This window comes from 'Catharanthus roseus' aster yellows phytoplasma, from assembly GCF_004214875.1.
Lineage (GTDB): Bacteria > Bacillota_I > Bacilli_A > Acholeplasmatales > Acholeplasmataceae > Phytoplasma > Phytoplasma asteris.
On the sequence record NZ_CP035949.1, the window covers coordinates 60082 to 80109 of the forward strand.

The 20028-nt window shown below is 25.0% G+C and carries 18 protein-coding genes and 2 pseudogenes; 15 read left to right on the forward strand and 5 right to left on the reverse strand.

The genetic code is table 11. The annotated features are described in order from the left end of the window. Positions 1-540: 540 nt before the first annotated feature. On the reverse strand, positions 541-723 hold the full coding sequence (locus EXT02_RS00270; RefSeq protein ID WP_130427320.1) for a hypothetical protein: 183 nt from the start codon (positions 721-723) through the stop codon (positions 541-543). A gap of 723 nt (positions 724-1446) precedes the next feature. Between EXT02_RS00270 and EXT02_RS00275 the strand changes: the two genes are divergently transcribed. The 11 genes and pseudogenes from EXT02_RS00275 (at position 1447) to EXT02_RS00320 (ending at position 11624) form a co-directional block, all read left to right on the forward strand. Next, entirely contained in the window at positions 1447-1773 is a 327-nt protein-coding gene (locus EXT02_RS00275; protein WP_130427322.1) for a hypothetical protein, read from the forward strand. Between the two features lie 300 nt (positions 1774-2073). After that, the gene (locus EXT02_RS00280; protein WP_130427324.1) at positions 2074-2277 is read left to right on the forward strand and encodes a hypothetical protein; all 204 of its coding nucleotides are present in this window, start codon (positions 2074-2076) and stop codon (positions 2275-2277) included. An 810-nt stretch (positions 2278-3087) separates the two neighbouring features. Further along, the gene (locus EXT02_RS00285; protein ID WP_130427326.1) at positions 3088-3381 is read left to right on the forward strand and encodes a hypothetical protein; all 294 of its coding nucleotides are present in this window, start codon (positions 3088-3090) and stop codon (positions 3379-3381) included. Positions 3382-3602: 221 nt separating this feature from the next. Next, positions 3603-3746, forward strand: a complete 144-nt coding sequence (locus EXT02_RS02885; protein ID WP_165383228.1) for a hypothetical protein — start codon at positions 3603-3605, stop codon at positions 3744-3746. Between the two features lie 541 nt (positions 3747-4287). Next, the gene (mscL, locus tag EXT02_RS00290) at positions 4288-4725 is read left to right on the forward strand and encodes a large conductance mechanosensitive channel protein MscL (RefSeq protein ID WP_205737033.1); all 438 of its coding nucleotides are present in this window, start codon (positions 4288-4290) and stop codon (positions 4723-4725) included. Between the two features lie 212 nt (positions 4726-4937). Further along, positions 4938-6662 (forward strand): ABC transporter ATP-binding protein, encoded by a 1725-nt coding sequence (locus EXT02_RS00295; RefSeq protein ID WP_130427328.1) that lies wholly within the window; start codon positions 4938-4940, stop codon positions 6660-6662. After that, positions 6659-8452: an ABC transporter ATP-binding protein gene (locus EXT02_RS00300; RefSeq protein ID WP_130427330.1), complete on the forward strand. Its 1794-nt coding sequence runs from the start codon at positions 6659-6661 to the stop codon at positions 8450-8452. Before EXT02_RS00295 ends, EXT02_RS00300 begins: the two co-directional genes overlap by 4 nt. Before the next feature lie 286 nt (positions 8453-8738). Next, on the forward strand, positions 8739-9017 hold the full coding sequence (locus EXT02_RS00305) for a hypothetical protein (protein WP_130427332.1): 279 nt from the start codon (positions 8739-8741) through the stop codon (positions 9015-9017). Next, on the forward strand, positions 8968-9750 hold the full coding sequence (locus tag EXT02_RS00310) for a hypothetical protein (protein ID WP_130427334.1): 783 nt from the start codon (positions 8968-8970) through the stop codon (positions 9748-9750). Before EXT02_RS00305 ends, EXT02_RS00310 begins: the two co-directional genes overlap by 50 nt. A 940-nt stretch (positions 9751-10690) precedes the next feature. Next, positions 10691-11266: pseudogene (locus EXT02_RS00315) on the forward strand (YitT family protein); the annotation flags it as partial. 76 nt (positions 11267-11342) lie between these two features. Beyond that, positions 11343-11624, forward strand: a complete 282-nt coding sequence (locus EXT02_RS00320; protein ID WP_165383229.1) for a hypothetical protein — start codon at positions 11343-11345, stop codon at positions 11622-11624. Positions 11625-12063: 439 nt separating this feature from the next. On the opposite strand, the gene EXT02_RS03015 is transcribed toward EXT02_RS00320, so the two are convergent. From EXT02_RS03015 to EXT02_RS02890, 3 genes are all read right to left on the reverse strand, one after another. Continuing rightward, on the reverse strand, positions 12064-12279 hold the full coding sequence (locus EXT02_RS03015; RefSeq protein WP_240682819.1) for a hypothetical protein: 216 nt from the start codon (positions 12277-12279) through the stop codon (positions 12064-12066). Continuing rightward, positions 12224-12394 (reverse strand): hypothetical protein, encoded by a 171-nt coding sequence (locus tag EXT02_RS03020; RefSeq protein WP_240682820.1) that lies wholly within the window; start codon positions 12392-12394, stop codon positions 12224-12226. Before EXT02_RS03020 ends, EXT02_RS03015 begins: the two co-directional genes overlap by 56 nt. A gap of 96 nt (positions 12395-12490) precedes the next feature. Further along, a complete protein-coding gene (locus tag EXT02_RS02890; protein WP_165383230.1) occupies positions 12491-12652 on the reverse strand; it encodes a hypothetical protein in 162 nt (53 codons plus the stop codon). Between the two features lie 306 nt (positions 12653-12958). Between EXT02_RS02890 and EXT02_RS00335 the strand changes: the two genes are divergently transcribed. From EXT02_RS00335 to recA, 4 genes and pseudogenes are all read left to right on the forward strand, one after another. After that, positions 12959-14131, forward strand: a complete 1173-nt coding sequence (locus EXT02_RS00335; RefSeq protein WP_130427340.1) for an NAD(P)-dependent malic enzyme — start codon at positions 12959-12961, stop codon at positions 14129-14131. Next, positions 14128-15660, forward strand: coding sequence for a 2-hydroxycarboxylate transporter family protein (locus EXT02_RS00340; RefSeq protein WP_205737035.1), 1533 nt, complete (start codon positions 14128-14130; stop codon positions 15658-15660). The genes EXT02_RS00335 and EXT02_RS00340 overlap by 4 nt, the downstream gene beginning before the upstream one ends. 619 nt (positions 15661-16279) lie before the next feature. Continuing rightward, positions 16280-16939 carry a CDP-diacylglycerol--glycerol-3-phosphate 3-phosphatidyltransferase gene (gene pgsA, locus EXT02_RS00345; RefSeq protein WP_130427342.1) on the forward strand — a complete coding sequence of 220 codons (660 nt, stop codon included), beginning with the start codon at positions 16280-16282 and terminating at the stop codon, positions 16937-16939. 297 nt (positions 16940-17236) lie between these two features. Next, positions 17237-18194: pseudogene (gene recA / locus EXT02_RS03185) on the forward strand (recombinase RecA). Positions 18195-18325: 131 nt separating this feature from the next. On the opposite strand, the gene EXT02_RS00355 reads toward recA, so the two are convergent. After that, positions 18326-19984 carry a DEAD/DEAH box helicase gene (locus tag EXT02_RS00355; protein WP_069028044.1) on the reverse strand — a complete coding sequence of 553 codons (1659 nt, stop codon included), beginning with the start codon at positions 19982-19984 and terminating at the stop codon, positions 18326-18328. Positions 19985-20028 lie beyond the last annotated feature (44 nt).

Genomic DNA, 20028 nt, shown 5'->3' on the forward strand with positions numbered 1-20028 from the left:
CAAATCAAACCCAAAACTAAATCATTTTCGCCATAAATTATTTTAGAAAACAAACAACTTATAAATTCTAAAAAAGAGGTATTTAATATGGGTTTTGAACACTTAATTAATCCTTCTAAAAGAGTAAAAAAATATTAAAACCACGTAATCCTGATGACGATATTACTTTTTTAGTACAAGAAAAAATTGAAGAAATTAAAAATCAAAAAAAATTACCAATTAAGTAAAAAAATCAAATTAGTAACTCATAATACTGTTTTTATTAATTTTTTTATTTTATTATGTGTTTTTGTATTTGGTGGCTTATCTGTTTATCTTTTTTTCAAAACCGAATCTAATATTTATAAATATTTAGAATTTATTAAATCTTTAAAATTAAAAATTTATATTATTGATATCTCTGCATTTTGTCAATTTGCTATTGATGATTTATTAAAAGTAAATAATATAGATGCTAAAATAAAACTTTATTTTGGTATCTTAATGGTGCCCTGGGGTTTGATTTTTAGCAATTTCATCATTTCTTGTAGGCATTGGGTTTTATCTTTTCAATCCTTTATTAAAATTTGGGATTTCATTATTTGCTTTAGTTTCAGGTTTTATTTTTATAGGTTTTGTCCCTACTCTCTTGGAATTAAATAATGATCCTTTTTTAAAATCTTTGTCTTTGGTTTTGATAATAATCCCTATTATAGCAACTTCCTTAATTGTTGCTTTTGCCACTTATTTATATAATATTAAAAAAACTCAATTTCGTTTGCAAACCAAAATCCTTTTTATGGTTTCTTTTTTTTGGTACAATATTATTAGCTTTATTTGGTTTGGGTATCAATTTACAAAATCCATGGACTATTTTTTGCTTCTTTATTGTGGTCTTTTTTTAATTTAATTATAGGTATTTTAATGTGGACTATTACTTTAGAAAATCTCGATCTTTTTGTAAAAGAACAAATTCCTAAAAAATATGAATGGTTTATTATATATCTTTTGTTTGGTAGTTTTTTTCAAATTTTTCTTTCTGTTTTTAAAATTTTAACATGCTTTGCATTTTTATTTAAAGAAAAATAACTTTTGCCACTAAAATTAAATATTTTATATTATTAAATATTTATATAAATACACTATAAACATGATATAATAAAAATAATTCATTACGATAATGTATAAAGAAATTATGGACGATTATATTATGTGTTGTGAACTAGATAATTATTTGATATTGATTTATATATTTTTATTAAATTCAATAAAATGGTGGTGTTTTATATGAAAGTAATCAATCTTTTTTAATTAATATTTTAATTATGCTAAATATAAAATACATAATAAAATAAAATTTAAAAAGAGGTTATATTGTTTTTATTAAAAAAACTTTATTTTAAGAAATTACAATTATTTAGTTTTTTATTTTTAATATTATTTTATTCATTTACAAGTTCTAAAGTTATGGCTTTTAATCCTGATGATTATGAACCAGATTATTCTCAAAAACATAATGTACTTGATTGGCGTCATTCCGATGGGCATACTTTTTCAGATAATGCTAGAGTTTTTTATGGTCTTTCAGGAATCAAACCCATTCCTTTTCATTCATATAAAGAATTTGTAAATGCAAATCATTTAATAAAAAATACTGCTTTAATAGCAAGTAATTTTATCCCAATTCCTGGTTTTAAAAAAGTAGTTAGCTTTGGGTTTGATGCTAAAGATGAATTTTTGCCAAGTTCTAAAATTGCTATGTTTAACGATATGCTAGATTATCATTTGAATTAAAATGTAGAACAAGGTTTTTTCTTTTTTGATCTTTCTCAATTAGACGAAATTAAACAAGTAGAACTTACTTTTTTTGATTGTCCTACAGATTCTACCCTTTTAAAAATAGCTAAAGATTTTTTTGAAGGAATAATAGATAACAATTTCGAAGCAACCCCTCAACAAATTGAGAAATTTGGCAAAGATATTGTTAAAACATTGCCACATTCTATAAAAACAGAAATAGTTAAAAAAAGAATTAAAGAATATATTAAGAAAAAGATTAATCAAAAAGTATGACATGCTATTGCTAAAACAACTTTGAAAAAAAGTACTAAAAAAGCAGTAGGTAGTTTTTGGGGCAAAGTATTTTTTCCTGAGGTTTTTGAAGCAGCTGAGGCAGCAGAAAGAAAATACAAATCTTATGCGTATATAAATAAAAAAATTATTTTTGATATAACAAATAATTATTATAAAAAAACAATTCGATTTTCAGTTCATTTTCCTTCTGAAGATGTTATATAAGTTTATGAATTATTTTTAGATAATAACAAAAGATCTTATAGGTTAGTCCAAAAAAGTGAAATTTCTAATTCTTCGCATGTTTTAATTAATATTTTAAAACCTAAACACGGGTTCGGTCCTCAATATTTAAATATTTATTGTGGTAAAAGAACAAACTAAAATTATAAGGAGGATTGATAAATATGAAGTTCTTAGATTTCATTTTTGATAATCCTGAGTATTTTAATAAATTGTTAAAAAAATCTCATAATCATAAAAATCAAAAAATAAATAAATTAATGCAAAAACATGTTTCTAATAAAACTGATAAAATAGTTTCTTATAAGATGGTTTTTATAAAATTTTTTTATCCTTAATTTATTTTGTTTATTATCAGGATTAATTATTTATCAGTTATTAAGCCACTATCACAGTACATTATATTCTTTTTTACAAACCAAAATAACAAATATAAAGGAATTGATTTTATTTTTAATTGGCTTTAAATTAATCATTATTTTGATATGTTGTTTTTATAAATTAAGTCTTTATTATTGGAATTGTTTTTTGCCGATAGCTCTTCATTTGATGGTTGTTATATTAGTAGGTTTTTGTATGCTGCTTTATTTTGCTTTTACCGCTTTTATGGGAAATAATATTTGGACTTCCCCCATTTTATTCAACGTTTAATTCCTTTAGTTCCTTTAATATCTTTGTTAATTACTATTTTGATTTTAGTTTTTATTACTGTTTTATATAAAATAAATAAAATTAAAGTTTATCCTGGATTCATTAAAGTTTTAAAAATATTTTTTCTTATTAGTTTTATTGGTGAAATTATTTGTTTTTCTTTATACTGCTATCATAATTATTTTTCTAACTTCTTTTTTCTTATTATCCTTATATTTTTTATCCTTAATAACTTTTATCATAGGTATTTTAAGATGGGTTTATGTTTTACATCAATTAGATAACTTTGCTAAAAATAAAGTGCTTGCCAAAGAATGTGAATGGATTTTAGTTAATTTTTTATGGCTTTCTAGTATAGAAGTATTTTGTATTATATTTGAACCTTTTATATATGTTATTACTTATTTAGGTAATATAAAAAATGATAAAAGATAAAAATTTAAGTATTTATATTAAATTGGAAAGAGGTATTTAATATTATTATAATTATTTTTTCGTTTATTTAAGGGTAAAAAATAAATTCATTAACTACAAATAAAACATAATTCATAATTATAACCTCAAACTATTTACTTAGTTTGAGGTTTTTATATTTTGCAATAATTATTAAAAAACAAACTTATGTTTTACAATCAATTAATAGTTTAAAGAAATGTTTGAAAGAAACCCAAAAACAAGAACAAAAGGGAAAAAGATTAATTGAAATTCAAATTTTTGAATGGTCTAGATTAGTTGGCAGCATTTCTTATTTGTTTGCTCTTTTTTTATTTTATTATGGTATAAATAAAGAATTAGGTTAATTATATAAAATATTTAATATTGTGTGTTTCTTTCCTTTTTTAATATCTAGTTTATTAATAGATTATAGAACTTTTAATATTTTTTTAATATTTTAGTTAATTTTGTTTATAATATAAAGAACAAAAGAAAAAACCTCACTGAACCCCAAACACTTATAATTAAATATTTTTTAGATATTTTGCTATTTTTATAATTAAAAAATGTTATAATACAAATGTAAAAAACCCTTTTATTTAAAGTGTTAAAAGTTGGTTTTTTATTGGTTGGTCTTTTGATTTTAAAGTATTGTTTTGCGTTTTTCTTTTTGAGTTTTGCAATAATTTAATTTCAACCCATTTAAAAAAACATCCCATTTTTGATTTTTCAAATTATTTTTTCATATTTGTTATTTATTAAAATTGTTTTATAAAAATATTAAAATCTAAAATTTTAAAGAGTTTTGAATCCTTTTTTTGACTTTTGTTATTCCTTTATTTTGATACAATAACTAAAATAATTACAAAACCTATCTTTAATTTTTTATTAAAAAGGAGTTTTTAAATGATAGAAAATTATAATTTTACCTCTAAATCTTTGAAATTTGCTAAAGGTTTTAAAGCTTTTATTGCTCGTGGTAATGTCATTAATTTAGCTGTTGCAGTTGTAATAGGACAACTTTTTGCCAAAATTGTAAGTTCTTTGGTAGCAGATATTATTATGCCTCTTTTTTCTTTGTTGTTTAATTATACTGGGGCTTTAAAAGATTTGCAATTGGAAATTAAAGCTAATACTTATCTTGGTTATGGTAATTTTTTGCAAACTATTTTAGAGTTTTTGTTGCTTTCTTTTATTATTTATACTATTTTAACTTTAATGTCATGGAAAAATCCTTTGCAAAAGGATAAAGTCGATAAGAATATGTTACTTTTACAACAAAGTCTTGATAAAGAAATTGCTTTATTAGAAGAAATTAAAGATATTTTGAAATCAAATAAGTAATTGCAAGTTAGTATTAACAATAAATATTATTTAGTTGTTATTAAAATAATTATAAGGGACTATTTTTAATAGTCTTTTTTTATTACGTTTTATTATTTTTATTTTAATTTATATTTTCACCCTTTTTATCCTTATTTTTAACCATTATTACTTGAAAGAAATTGCAACAAAAAAATTAACCATATAAACAAAGGAATTGTGAGTTTAGACTAATGAAAATTATTTGGAAATATTTATTCAAATACAAAATGTTGCTGTTATTAAATTTAATTGCTGTTTTGTTTGTTTGTTGTAGTGAATTGGGAATTCCTTTTATAATTGGTAAATTTATTATTGATTATAATAAAAATCAAATTGATCCTTTCGCACTTTTAGGGCTTTTAGCTTTATGTGCTTGTTGTGGTTTTATAGGAAATCTAATTCTTAATTATTGTGCTTCCAAAGTATCATCCTTGCTTTTTCAAGATTTAAGCGTCGATATTTTTAAAAAAGTACAAACTTTTTCGCCCACTGAGATGAAACAATTAGGGATTTCTTCTATCCTTAACTATACTACTTTGGATGTTTTTCAAATAATGAATTTCATTTCTGTTTTTTACCGTACTGCTGTTGTGTCTCCTATTATGCTTGTAGTTAGTGTTGTTGCTATTTTTTATGTAGCTTCTTTTTTGCTTTTAGGAATCCTTTTTGTTGCTCCTTTTTTAGTTTTAACCTTATTTATTATTCTTAAAAAATCTTATATTTTATCACAGCAACAACAAAAAAAATTAGATGAATTAAATGTTATTACTCGCGAAAATTTAATTGGGATTAAATCTATTCGTGCTTTTCGCCAAAGTCAATATGAAACTTCTCGTTTTTCTAAAGTAAATCATAAATATAGTTTTTTTTCTATTAAATTATTTAATTTTATGGTTTCTATTGATCCTATCTTTTATTTGTTTTTAAATTGTTCTATTTTGATTAATGTTGGAGTAGGAGTATATTATTTAACTCAAAGTCATCCTGATTTTACTACGGGAAAACTTCTTTCATGTATTGATTATCAATTTCATGTTTTATTTGCTATTTTAGATTTTTTATTACTCTTTATGATGTTTCCTAAAACTTTGGTATCTGTTAGAAGAATTGAAAATGTTTTAAATATTACCCCTAAAATTAAAAATGTTTGTAAACCTTTAAAACCGCAAATGCCTTTTCAAACTTTGTCTTTTGAAAATGTCACTTTTACTTATCCTGATGCTACACAACCCGTGTTAGAAAAGATTAATTTTAGTATGAAACAAGGACAAATTGTAGCTTTTGTAGGTGCTACTGGTTCAGGAAAATCAACCCTAATAGGGCTTATTCCTCGCCTTTATGATGTGTGCGAAGGTGCTATTAAAATTAATGATATTGATATTAAAGAATATGATCTTAATTATTTGCGTAATAAAATTAGTTTTATTTCTCAAAAAAATGTTTTATTTAAAGGAACTATTAGAAGTAATTTAGCTTTTGGCAAACAAAATCCTCAAGAAAATCAAATGACAGAAGCATTGCAACTTGCTCAAGCTTATCAAATTGTACAAAATAAAAATCATAAATTTAATGAAAGAGTAAGTGAATTAGGTACTAATTTTTCAGGGGGTCAAAAACAAAGGCTTTCTATGGCAAGAGGATTTCTTAAAAAACCTGATATCTATATTTTTGATGATTCTTTTTCAGCTCTTGATTATAAAACTGAATATGAAATTAGAAAAGCTTTTTTTGAAATGAAAGATCAAGCCTTAGTGTTAATTGTTGCTCAAAGACTCACTTCTGTTATTAATGCTGATAAAATTATTGTTTTAGAAGAAGGAAAAATGAAAGCTATAGGAACTCATCAAGAATTAATGAAAAATTGTCTTCTTTATCAAGAAATTGCCAAATCCCAAAATTTAGAGGTTGTTGTATGAAAAGAATTTTGAGATATTTAAAACCTTTTAAAAAACAAATTAATTTAGGGCTTTTCTTAATTTTTGTAGCTTCCCTTTTTAATGTTTTTTTGTTTTATTTTGAAGGTAGATTTATTACTGATAAAATTCAAAATTATTATAAAGATAAAAATTCCTTTTCTGTTCCTTTTTTTGGCAATGATATTATGTCTTATATTATCTTTATTTTATGTATTAATTTATTTTTATATTTTGTTGTTGTTATGTGTCGTGTCTTTTTTAATAAAATGTTAATTTCATCTATTCATCAAGGGATGAGAGATTTGCGTCAAGATGTGCAAAAAAAAATTCACCTTTTACCTATTAAATACTTTGATTCTAATACTTTAGGAAATATTATGAGTCGGATGACAAATGATATTGAAGTTATTTCTAATGCCTTGCAACAATCTTTTTCTATTATGTTAGCTGCTTTTTTAATGATTGTAATGATTGTTTTTTTTATGTTTGTTTTACATCTTTTTTTAGGTATTATTGTCTTTATGATGATTCCTTTTTCCTTTTATGCTATTTATAAAGTGTTTACTAAATCACAGAAAATCTTTATTCAAAGGTTTGATGCATCAGGGAATCATCATGGTTTTTTACAAGAAAAATATACTGGATATAAAGAAATTATTTTATATAATCAACAAAATACAGTTATTGAAGAGTTTAGTTATCAAAGTAAGTATTTAGAAAAGTTAGTTTTGAAATCTAATTTTTTGTCTGGATTAACTTCGCCAATTGTATGTTTGTTTACTCATTTTACTTTAATTGCAGTTAGTATGATGGGATTTTTTTTGATTGAAGGACATAATATACCTCTTTTTTTAACTAAATTAGGAGTAGGAGTTATTGGAATAGGACTTTTTAGATGTTTTTTACAATTTGTGTGGCGTTTAGGAAATCCCATTATTGAAATAGGTCATATGTCAGTTTTATTACAATCTGCTAATGCTGCTTCTAGAAGAGTATTTGCTTTTTTAAATGAAATTGAAGAAGCTCCTGAAGTGCTAAAACCTCAAGTTATTGCCAATCCTCAAGGAGAAGTTGTTTTTGAAAATGTCTCTTTTGGTTATAATAAAAGAGATATGTTATTAAGGAATATTAATTTTGTTGCCAAGCCAGGACAAACCATAGCTATTGTAGGTCCTACAGGTTCAGGTAAATCTACTTTAATTAATCTTTTAATGCGTTTTTATGATATTAATGCAGGGTCTATTAAAGTTGATGGAGTTGATATTCGCGAGTTAAAGAAAGATAATTTAAGAACTATTTTTGGAATGGTATTACAAGATACTTGGTTTTTTAAAGATACTATTTGGCAAAATATTAAATATGGTAAACAAGATGCAACTGATGAAGAAATAATACAAGCAGCCAAACAAGCTCAAGTTAATTATTTTATTAATACTAAGCCTAATGGTTATCAGATGCAAATTAATGAAGAAGCAGATAACTTATCACAAGGAGAAAAACAATTAATTACTATTGCAAGGACTATTTTAAGTAATCCTAAAATATTAATTTTGGATGAGGCTACTTCTAATGTAGATACTAGAATTGAAATTTTGTTACAACAAGCCATTCAAAAGTTAATTCAAAATAAAACTGCTTTTGTTATTGCTCATAGATTATCTACTATTGTTAATGCTGATAAGATATTAGTGCTTCATAGAGGGGCTATTATTGAACAAGGAACACATCAAGAATTATTAAATTATAAAGGATTTTATTATAAACTATATCAAAGTCAATTTCAAAAATAAGATATAATATTAATATTAAATATAAAGACCAACTATAAAAATAGTTGGTCTTTTCCTTATTTGTAAGTTATTATTTTATTATTTAAAGATTGTTTATTGTTGTTGTTGGTTTTAGGTGATATGTTATAATAAGAATAATCAATTGCGATAATGTATAAAAAAATTATGGGAGATTATATTTGTGTTGTAAACTGGATAATTATTTGATTGATTTATTTTCAAAACTATAAATTATTATAGAGTGAATATTTTGAGATCATAACCGAATTTAAAAAGGAGTAAAAAAATGAAACAAATTAAATCTTCATATATTATATATACTTTTGTTATAATTATTTTTATTGCCATAATTACTTTTCTTTTTATTCGTGAATATAATAAAAGAAATCAAAAAACAGGTTATCATGATGCAAATGAAATTGCTGATTTTGATCCTTTAGCTAAAATGAGTGGACAAATTCATAAAAATGATAAGGGACAAATATATAAAATAACTTACCCTAAAGGCGGCTATGTTGAATATAATCCAGAAACCAAAAAAGAAAAAAGTTTTAGAAACATATGAGGATTCTCGTATTCCTTCTAATTATATTGAACAACTTTTACTTTTTAATGAAGATGGTAAAATATATAAGATGATTTCAGAAGGAACTATTGATGAAATAGAACCCATAAATCCGCCCTTAACTAACAAAAAAATAATGATTAATAAAAGGATTTTGCGAAATCAAAAAATTATTTTGAATTGCACAAACAATCTCCTTAAGCAAGAAATCCTACGTATAAACAACTCTGATTACCCTGGACTAAATCAAGCCCAAAAAATAACCAATGAAAAAAATCAAATTACACATATTATTTTTCCTAATGGAGCTATTGAGGAATACAACCCCGAAAATAAAATGCTTATCCGAACTGTTTACCACAAAGAAGGTATAACAATTCTTAATAGTTTATTTACAATAAAAGTAGATAAAGAATATAATCATTCCACAAATATACCTAATTGCCAAAAAAATATTTCATTATTATCTTTTGAAGATACAAATTTTTCCTCAAACTCCCAAGATATCACAAAATATGTTGAATCAAAATTAAATAAACAAGAAATAACAAAAACATTTTCAAATGGCAAACCTAATAAAATAATTACTACTTATTATTATAGCGGCAACGAATGTAAAAATGAATACGATGAAAATGAAAAATTAATTTCAAAAACTATGAAATTTGACCCAGATAGAATAATAAAATATTTAGATAATGAAGTAGATCAAGTTAAAATAGAAATAATTTAAAAACAAAGCGAGAAAAAAATGATAAACCTACAGAAACATATCCATATGAAGGAAAATGCCAATATTGCACTCAAATCCTTAAACCTGATGACAAAATTTTATTAATTAAATGAAAAAATATTATATTAAATTTGTGATGTTTTTTAGTAACTTAAAACGTTCCAATAATTCGCCCCCAGTAAAGAATGCATATTTTATCCCCAAAATATTTAATTAGTTTGGGTTTTTTTGCATTCCAACGAAAAACAAAATAAAAATTATTAAAAAATAATTTCAATATTTTTAATTATTTATTGAATTGCAATTTATTAATTTTTTTGCGTAAAAAACGTCAAAAATAATGTCATTATTGAATTTTTTTATTATTTTATTAGTATATTTTTGATAAATATAGGGTTATTATAGAGTTATTTTTAAGATTTAGAGTATTAAATTGTTATTAAATTAATAAAGTTTGAGCTTCAAAAACCCACCCTTATTTTTTTTATGTTATAATAGACATGGTTGTTATAATATTTTATAACAAGAATCTTTAAAATTTATTTAATATTTTTTTAAAAAAAGAAAACACAAAACAATAATAAATTATTTATTATTTCTTTCTAAAAACTTTTTTTCATTTTTAAATTAATTTATTTTTTAATAACAATAATTACAATGATCCCTCTTTTGTTAGTGTTTGCAAAAAATTTATTATGTTTTAAAATATTATTGTTTTAAGAAAGGGTTACTTTTTGTGAAAAAAGCCAAAATTATAAATCAAAAAAAATATCTTTCAAATATTTTTAGGTACTTTTTTTTAATTATAGTAGTTACTTTTTTTTGTAGTACCAATGGATCTAGTTTTAGGAGATCCATCGTTTTTAACTAAATCTATTTGGAAAATATCAGTCCAGAAGGAAGTAAAAGATTCCGACGTTAAAAACTATATTTATGCTTTTCAAATATTTACCTTTATTTTAGGTATTTTATTTATGGGCGTGATTTTTTTATTAAAGCTATCTTTGCAACTGTTTTATTTATTTTAGGTGTTAAGTTGTTTGATAACTTTTGTACCAAAGACCAATTAAAATGGATAGTTACTTTCATTAATAAACAACCTTACGCCTTGAAAGTGTTTTTAAAATACTTTTTAGTTCCTTGTATTTTGAGTTTATGCCAAAGTATAGGAATTACTTTAATTATGAAAAATAATGCTACTATTGGTGGGAATAATGTTATTCAGCTTATTTTAAAAAACAAATTAAAAGTTCCTTTTATCTCTACTTTATTGTTAACAGATGGATTGATTATTTTACTTTGTTTTATTTTGGAATTTTTTCAACCCGAAGTAATAAAACTTACACCAGAAAAAATTTATTTAAAATATCTTAATTCCATTATTACTTTTTTGATGATTATCTTTTTAATTTATAAATTGTCATCTAAAATGCCAATTCCACCAAGTAAGAACAACAAATCTAAGAAAACTAACAAACCTTATAAAGCTAAAATAAAAAAAGTAAAAAAAACGTAATTATAATAAGAATAAAAATGTTAGGTTTAATAATATAGAGTATCAAAATAGAAACATTTTAATTAAACACACACACATGTTAAATCCTAAAGATAGTTTTTTGAATAGATTAGCAAATGTGAGGTATACAGCCAATAAAAGCAATACATGTTTTTCTTTGTGTGCCTTTTTAACATTTGTCCTTATAAGCTCATATTTGTTTGTATATATTTATAATTTGTATTTTAATCCTTGCATTTATCATGACAGACCTTTCTTTTTGGGTTTTGTTTTTGCCCTAGCTATTGCATCTTTGATGGCAGTAGTTAGTTTTCCTTTGTTGTTGGTGCCTAATCACTCATTTATTTTTATTAATTAAACATAAAGATAGTTATTGACCAAAAGTCTATAATTTAAATTTATATTTACATTCCAAAATCTAGAACCAAAACAAAAAGAATCGCCCCATATTTAATATTTTTTTTGCAATTACAACATTAATTATATTCTTTATAATTGTCATCTATATTTAAGTAATGAATCCAATCAATCAGCAATCAATTTTATCATTTTAAAGATTAAATAGTTATTTAATTAATATCATTATCAAATAGAATGTAGTGCTTCTGCATCTAAAATTAAAATATTGCGTAAAGATAAATTAGGTAATAATGTTGCTGTTTTAGATGCTGATTTGATGAATAAAAAATTTGTTATTGTTGAAAATGATAAACAAATATTTAGTAATTAATTATAATATATAAGTTAATATTATAATAAGAAAAGACCTCTATTTTATTATAGAGGTCTTTATTGTTTTAAGGTTGATTGGGGTAGTTTGCTAGTTCTTGTTCTTTTTGTGCAAGGAGTTCTTTGTTGTCGGAAAGGGTGGATTGGATCAAATCTTTCATATCTTTTACAAAAAGTGCGGTTTTGTCGTCTTGATTGATGAGACTTAATGTTTTGAGGTCATCAGGGTCAAATTTGGTACCTTCCATTAAATAACGTGATAAATGGGAAGCTTTGAGGAGCATAACCTAATTTAAAATGTTTTATTATGTCATTGTCAAATCCTCTTTTTTCTAAATAATTGAGGACTTGCTTGTTGTGTTTTAATTGATGGGAATAAAAATCTGCTGCTTCTTGCATGATGTTGTAGAATTTTTGGTATTGATGGGTGCTTTGTTGGGGGAGTTGGCAGCTTCTTCTTTATTTTCTGTGTAAGTTCCTTTATTGGGGGTATAGTTAGGTTTTGTAAGAGGTTGCGGTTTGTATTTGTTCTTCTTGGGGCTCTTTTGTGTTTTTAAATGCTACTGCAACAACTACACAAACAACTCCAGTAGAAATAAAAATAAGTAATAAAATAGTCCATAAAGTATAATTAGGTTGTTTTTTATTTTGATACATTTTTGTCTCCTTTGGGTTTAATAGGGCACAAAAAAATCTCCCTTACCTTTTTTTACTATTTTTTTTTGAGTAAAAAACGTTAAAAAATAATGTAATTATTGATTTTTTTGTTATTTTTTTAATGTATTAAATTTAAATATTTAAATAAATGTTAAAAAAGTAAAAAAAATATTAATTATTTTATTAAATAAGGTATAAAATATAGACGGATGATTATTTTTGGTAATAATTTCAAGATCAAATCACCCTTCAAATATAAATATATATAAAATACATAAAGAAATATAAAAGGAGATTTTCAGTTAAATGAACATCAAAGAAAAAGCATTAGAAATACATGAAAAAAATAAAGGTAAAGTAGGTATTGTAAGTAAAGTAAAAGTACAAAACTTAGATGATTTAGCATTAGCTTATACTCCAGGAGTAGCAGAGCCTTGTTTAAAAATTAAGGAAAATCCTAGTGATGTTTATCGTTATACTATGAAAGGTAATATGGTAGGTGTTGTTACAAATGGGACTGCAGTTTTAGGATTGGGTAATATTGGTCCGAAAGCTTCTTTGCCAGTAATGGAAGGAAAAGCTATTTTGTTTAAGGAATTAGCAGGGATTGATTCTTTTCCTATTTGTATTGATTCTACTGATTCTCAAGAAATAGTAAATATTGTTTCTAAAATTTCAACTGTTTTTGGAGCAATTAATTTAGAAGATATTAAGTCGCCTCAATGTATTGAAGTTGAAGATGCTCTTGAAGCTAAACTTGATATTCCTGTTTTTCATGATGATCAACATGGTACTGCTATTGTAGTTGCTGCAGGAATTCTAAATGCTTTAAAAGTAGTTAAAAAATCTATTGAAGATGTTCAAGTAGTTATTAATGGAGCAGGTTCTGCAGGGATGGCAATTGCTAAAATGTTGTTGTTATTAAAAGTTAACAATATTGTTTTAGTTGATAAAACAGGAGCTTTATATAAAGGAGTAGCCAATCTTAATGAGCCGCAAAAAAAATTAGTTGAAGTAACTAATAAATACCAAGAAAAAGGAACTTTGAAAGAAGTACTTAAAGGAAAAGATATTTTTGTTGGTGTATCTGCTCCTGGTATTGTTACAGCTGAAATGGTATCTACTATGGCAAAAGATGCAATTGTTTTTGCTCTAGCTAATCCAGTACCAGAAATTATGCCAGATGAAGCTAAAAAAGGTGGGGCTAGAATTGTTGCTACTGGGAGATCTGATTTTCCTAATCAAGTAAATAATTGTCTTGCTTTTCCAGGTGTTTTCCGTGGGGCATTAGATGCTAAAGCAACTAAAATTACCGAAGAGATGAAAAAAGCTGCTATTTATGCTCTAAAAAACATCATTAAAGAACAAGATTTAAATGAAAATAATATTTTACCAACTGCCTTTAATAAAGAAGTAGTTAAACAAATTGCTTTGGCAGTTTGTAAAGTAGCTAAAGAAACTGGAGTAGTAAGAAAATGAGTATAGAACAGGAACAAAGTTCCCCAGATAATAAAGAAAATAATAATAAAGATAATAAAGACTCTAAAAAAGTTAATAGTATTTTTGTTCCTCAAAAAACTATTTTAGGGTTTAGTGTACCTCTTTTTTGTTTGATGAGTTTAGTAGTTTTTGTGCAAGTTTTTGTTTTGGGATTTGTAAGTTTTCAAACTACTAAGAAATTTAATCCTGCATTTCATCCATTAATTACCCCTTTATTAATAGCTATGCTTTTAGCTGCTGTTTTACAAAAAATAGGTGCTAAAACTCCCCTCTTAAAAGATATTGGAGGTGGTTCTATTTTATGTATTTTAGTACCTTCTATTTTGTTTACTTATCCTTTTTTTAAAGATGATTCTATCTTTTTTCAAATGCAAAAGTTTATGCAAAGTATTATGAAACATTTAAATGCTGAGTCTATAATAATAAAAGAAACTCAATATACTTATAAAGCTATTGGTTTTGCTAATTTTTTCGTTTCTGCTTTGATTATTGGTAGTTTTTTAAGTATGGATAAAAAGTTATTAAAAAGTTCTTTTAAAAAATTTATTCCTTTAATATTAGTATCTTTGCTTACTGGTGCTTTAGTTGTAGGAACTTTGGGGGCTTTATTAAATCCTATTGGAGGTTTAGAAAATGCCTCTCAAACTTCTAAAGGGGGCTTTTTAGATGCTGTCTTTTATATTTTTGCTCCTTTAGCAAGTGGTGGTATGTCATCTGGAGTTACTCCTTTAAAAAATGCTTATGCTGGGCAGAATCTAGATTGGCAAGAACCTTTTATGTCTCATATGACTCCTGCTTTATTAGTAGGAGGAATCTTTAGTATTTTTGCTTCTGGGATTATTAAGAAATTTTTGAAAACTACTAAATATAGTGGTTATGGTAAATTGGAAGTTAAAGAAACTCCAAAAAATCCAGATAAAAATACTTCTAAATCAGTTCCTGAAAAATTAAGTTATCCTCAAGTAACTACAGGTTTAATTGCTATTTTTACTTTATATTTATTTAGTGTTTTAATAAAGGAATCCTTAATTTTATTATTACCAAATATTAAAAAATACCTACCAGAATATATTGTTTTTTTAGTGTTTGTAGTTGTTTTGATGAAATTATTTAATGTAGTATCTGATTATTATAATAATTGTATTAATCAAGCTTCTAAATTTGTTACTACTAATTTTACATCTGCTTTTTTAGTAATTTTAGGTTCTAGTATTCCAATGGAAGTTATGTTAAAACAATTAAATGTTAAATTTGTCTTTACATGTATAATGTGTGTATTATCAGTTGCTTTAGTAGCAGGGTATTTAGGCAAAAAGTTAGGTTATTATCCAGTAGAATCATCAATTACTGCAGGGCTTTGTACCAATAGTATTGGAGGTGCTGGTAATGTTGCTATTTTATCAGCTTCTGATTTGATGGGATTAATGCCTTTTGCTCAAATAGCTACTCGTATTGGTGGAGCTTTAGTAGTAGTAGTAGCTAGTATTTCTTATCCTTTGTTATATTAATTATATTTTATATATATAAATATGAAAAATATTTATCATAAGTATTTATGATTATTTAATATTATTTTAGTATTTTATTATTAGTTGATTTGATTGAAATTATTGCAATGCAAAATAGCTAACATATTTATATCAAAATTATAAAACATTTTTAACTATTGCGGTGCCCTTCGATTTGTTTATGCTAATAGTTGGGTGCCGTGAGATTTTTAAACACAAAAAACTATATAAAACATTTTGCTAATTTATTTGTATTATAAATATTTAAAAATTAAGTTAAATATGTTTTCTTTATACAAAATTTATTTATAAATGTAGAACAAATTTAATTTACTTTTTAAATGTAGATAAATGTAGAGTTTTTGTAATGTATCTTTTAATTGTAATAATTACTCAAAATAATAACAATTATGTTAATGTATATAAAAACACTTACTAAAAACATTTATCAATAATGTTATAATAATAGTATATAAGAGTTTTTGAAAATCTTATTTTTTTTCCTTAAACATTTACTATTTTTATTTTTTGATATTCAAATAAATGATTTGTCTTTTTCAACCATATTTAATTAAACAAAAATATGAGTTTTTTTACAAAATTACTACAGGAGTAATGTATGTTTCCTTTGTTGGCTAATTTAATTACTGTTTTTAGGATTGTTTTAGTGTTTGTGCTTTTGCCTTTGATGTGTGTAAGTGAAAGTGAGCCTGAATTTGCTAATGTTTTGACTTTTCAAATTATCTTTATAGTGGCTGCTATTACTGATTATTTGGATGGTTATATAGCTAAAAAATATCAACAACAAACTGTTTTTGGTAAGTTTTTTGATCCTATTGCCGATAAATTATTAGTTATTATCACACTTTTTTATATTTGTCAATGTCGTTTGTCTGCTACGCAAGGAACTTTTTTATTTGCAGATACTCAAATGCCTAAAAAATTTTTTACTGCTGTTATTATGATTATAGTGATTAGAGAATTTTTAGTAACAGGAATAAGATTGGTAGCTTCTAATAAAGAAGGAGTTGTTATTAGTGCATCTTTTTGGGGCAAAGCCAAAACCGTTTTTACATTCGTTGCCATCATTTGCCTTTTTTTTGGGTTGTATACTTCTTCTACTTTTGCTTGTGATGCAAATTTAAAAAAATGGTTTGGATATCTAAGTAATATAGGTGATATTTGCCTGCTTGTTTCAGTTGTTTTAACTATTTTTTCTGGTTTTGATTATTTTTTTAAAAATTATAAAATTATTCGTAAAAATTTTGCTCCTGAGTAATTCATTTTTTTGATCCTCACTGTACCCTATTTTTTTAAAACATTTATTGTCTAGTTTTTGGGGTTCAGTGATATCTTTATTTTGTTACTGTTGTTTTTATTATATTTTAAAATCTGTCTTTTATATATGTTTCTAAATTTTTACATTTATCTTTAATAATTATTTTCATCTTACTCTTTTATCTTTATTATTTTACTTACAATATTTAAAAATTATATTTCATCAAAACTAAAATAAAAAACCAAAGGAAAATTATTTATGCAAAATACACAAAACAAAAACGATTTATAAGACACTATTAAGGATATTGAAAAAAAGTTTGGTAAAGGTAGCATTATGCAATTCAACTCCAAAACTCATAAAGGAATTGAATCTATTTCTACTGGTTCTTTGTCGTTGGATATTGCCTTAGAAATTGTTGTTTATGCTAAAGGAAGAATTATTGAAATTTATGGTCCTGAAAGTTCAGGCAAAACTACTTTAACTTTGCATGCCATTTCAGAGGCTCAAAAAAAGGGAGGTAATGTTGCTTTTATTGATACAGAACATGCCTTAGACCCAGGTTATGCAAAGGCCTATTGGAGTAAATCTTGATAAACTTTTAATCTCACAACCTGATTCAGGTGAAAAAACTTTAGATATTGCTTGTAGATTAATTGCAAGTGGCAAAATTAGTCTTTTGGTAGTTGATTCTGTAGTAGCATTAGTTCCTGAGGCAGAATTAGTAGGCAATATGGTTAATATGGCTATGGGTTTGCAAGCACGAATGATGGGGCAAGCCATGCGTAAACAGTCAGGAATCATTAATAAAACTGATACAGTTTTTATCTATATTAATCAACTTAGAGAAAAAACAGGGATGGTTTTTGGTAATCCTGAAGTAACTCCAGGTGGTAAAGCCTTAAAATTTTTTGCTTCTTTGCGTTTAGACATTAAAAGAGCAGAAACCCTTAAACAAGGGTACCAAGTTATAGGGATTCGTTCCAAAGTAAAAGTAGTTAAATCCAAACTTTCATCTCCTCTTAAAACTGCTACTATTGATATTATTTATGGTAAAGGTATTGCTAAAATGATAGAAGTAATTGATTTAACAACTAACCTTAATTTGATTTAAAAAAGTGGTTCTTGGTATAGTTTTAAAGATGAAAAAATTGGTCAAGGAACAGAAAATGTTAAAAAATATTTAACTAATAATCCTAAAATTTATAATCATTTGGTTGCTGAAATTAAAAAAAGATATAATATTAGCAATTAATCTAAATTATTAATTGAAATTAATTGATTTTTTATTTTTATTTTAAATTATGCAAATATAAGAAAAAGCTAGCTTGTTGAAGCTAGCTTTTTTGTTATTATTAAATTATTATTTTGTTAATTTATTAGTTTTTAATCTTTTTTGTTAAGAATTAAAGTTTTGTTTTGGAAACGAATATTAGTTTTGCTTTTCATTTGATTCCAAAAACGACTTGCTACTTCAAAAATAGTTTCGTGAGTTAAGTGTTTGATATTGCCAATATTTTTGCCATAAATTTGGAAATGGTCTTTTAATAATTTTAATAATATTGGAGGATTAATATTGTCTTTTTTGCCTAAATTAATAACTACTTCTATAAAGTTGCTATTTGCTCTTTGGTAAGAGTTATTGCCGTAAGAGTTGTTAGAACTATAAGAACCAAATCTAGATTCGCCACCAAAACGTGATCTGGTAAAAGAATTGTTAGTAGTCATTTTTGGAGGAAGGATGTCAGTGTAATTTCTTTCTTTTGGTAAAAAGTTTTTCAATAATCCTTGGATAATTTGTTCAGAAGAAAAAGTTTCTAATAACTTTTGTGCTAATGGATTTGGAGTAGCGTCTTTGTTGTTTTTTTCAATGATGTTTAATAGCTTTTTTTCTAAATCTTTGGCATTTTGTAATTTTATGCTTTGAACAGAAGGAATATCTAGTAAAGTAATTTTTTCTTTTAAGTAGTATTCTAATTTTTTAAGTTGGCTTACTTTTCTTGGGCTAATTAAACTGTAAGCTAAACCTTTTTTGCCAGCTCTTCCAGTTCTTCCGATACGGTGAACATAAACTTCGTCTTCGTGTGGTAAGTCATAATTAATTACCATTTTGATGTCAGAAATGTCAAGTCCTCTTGCAGCTACATCAGTTGCAATTAAGATTTTGATTTTGCCTTTACGGAAATTATTCATTACATATTGTCTTTGATTTTGTTTTAAATCGCCGTGAACTGCATCAGCTAAAAAGCCTTTGTCTTGAAGGTAGGTTGTAATTTCGTCAACATCTTTTTTAGTGTTTGCAAATAAGATAGCTGAATAATCTTTTTTTAAGTCTAGTAAACGTACTAATAATTTAGCTTTGTCAACTTCTTTTACTAAAAAGTAATTTTGTTCGATTGCATTAACTGCAATGTTTTTAACAGGAACTTGTAGGATTTTAGTGTCTTTTTGGTATTTGCTTGCTATTTTTTTAATAAATGGAGGTAGAGTTGCTGAGAATAAAACAGTTTGTCTTTCTTCTGGAATCTTTTTTAAGATTGTTTCTAAGGCTTCTTGGAATCCCATTTTTAACATTTCATCTGCTTCGTCAAGAGTTAGAATTTTTAGTGCTGAGAGGTCGATTTTACCTCTTTCTAGATGGTCAATTGCACGTCCAGGAGTAGCAATAATTAAATGAGGTTTAGCTTCTAGGGCTCTAAATTGTTTGGTGTAAGATTCACCACCATAAACAACAGCGATTCTTATTTCTTGATAAAATCTTAGTAATTTTTTTAATTCTTCGTATACTTGGAGAGTTAATTCTCTAGTAGGGCATAAAATTAAACTTTGAGTTTTTTGGATTTTTGGTTCAATTTTTTCGATAATGGGAATACCAAAAGCAAAAGTTTTTCCTGTTCCTGTTTGAGCTTGTCCAATTACGTCATGTCCTTTTATAATTTCTGGAATTACTAAGGCCTGAATTGGAGTAGCATCAATAAAATTGAGTTCTTTTAAAGCTTTTTTAGTTTGCTCTAAAATAGGTAATTGTTCGAATAAAGTATTCATAAATTCCTCATCTTTCTTTTTAATTTAAAAATTAAATTATACAG

Coding starts and splice junctions, on each gene's coding strand:
- EXT02_RS00355 (WP_069028044.1), bottom strand. CDS start 19,984: ATGAATACTTTATTCGAACAATTACCTATTTTAGAGCAAACTAAAAAA.
- EXT02_RS00305 (WP_130427332.1), top strand. CDS start 8,739: ATGAAACAAATTAAATCTTCATATATTATATATACTTTTGTTATAATT.
- EXT02_RS00320 (WP_165383229.1), top strand. CDS start 11,343: ATGTTAAATCCTAAAGATAGTTTTTTGAATAGATTAGCAAATGTGAGG.
- EXT02_RS00340 (WP_205737035.1), top strand. CDS start 14,128: ATGAGTATAGAACAGGAACAAAGTTCCCCAGATAATAAAGAAAATAAT.
- pgsA (WP_130427342.1), top strand. CDS start 16,280: ATGTTTCCTTTGTTGGCTAATTTAATTACTGTTTTTAGGATTGTTTTA.
- EXT02_RS00300 (WP_130427330.1), top strand. CDS start 6,659: ATGAAAAGAATTTTGAGATATTTAAAACCTTTTAAAAAACAAATTAAT.
- EXT02_RS02890 (WP_165383230.1), bottom strand. CDS start 12,652: ATGTATCAAAATAAAAAACAACCTAATTATACTTTATGGACTATTTTA.
- EXT02_RS03015 (WP_240682819.1), bottom strand. CDS start 12,279: ATGCTCCTCAAAGCTTCCCATTTATCACGTTATTTAATGGAAGGTACC.
- EXT02_RS00295 (WP_130427328.1), top strand. CDS start 4,938: ATGAAAATTATTTGGAAATATTTATTCAAATACAAAATGTTGCTGTTA.
- EXT02_RS00335 (WP_130427340.1), top strand. CDS start 12,959: ATGAACATCAAAGAAAAAGCATTAGAAATACATGAAAAAAATAAAGGT.
- EXT02_RS00275 (WP_130427322.1), top strand. CDS start 1,447: ATGGCTTTTAATCCTGATGATTATGAACCAGATTATTCTCAAAAACAT.
- mscL (WP_205737033.1), top strand. CDS start 4,288: ATGATAGAAAATTATAATTTTACCTCTAAATCTTTGAAATTTGCTAAA.
- EXT02_RS03020 (WP_240682820.1), bottom strand. CDS start 12,394: ATGCAAGAAGCAGCAGATTTTTATTCCCATCAATTAAAACACAACAAG.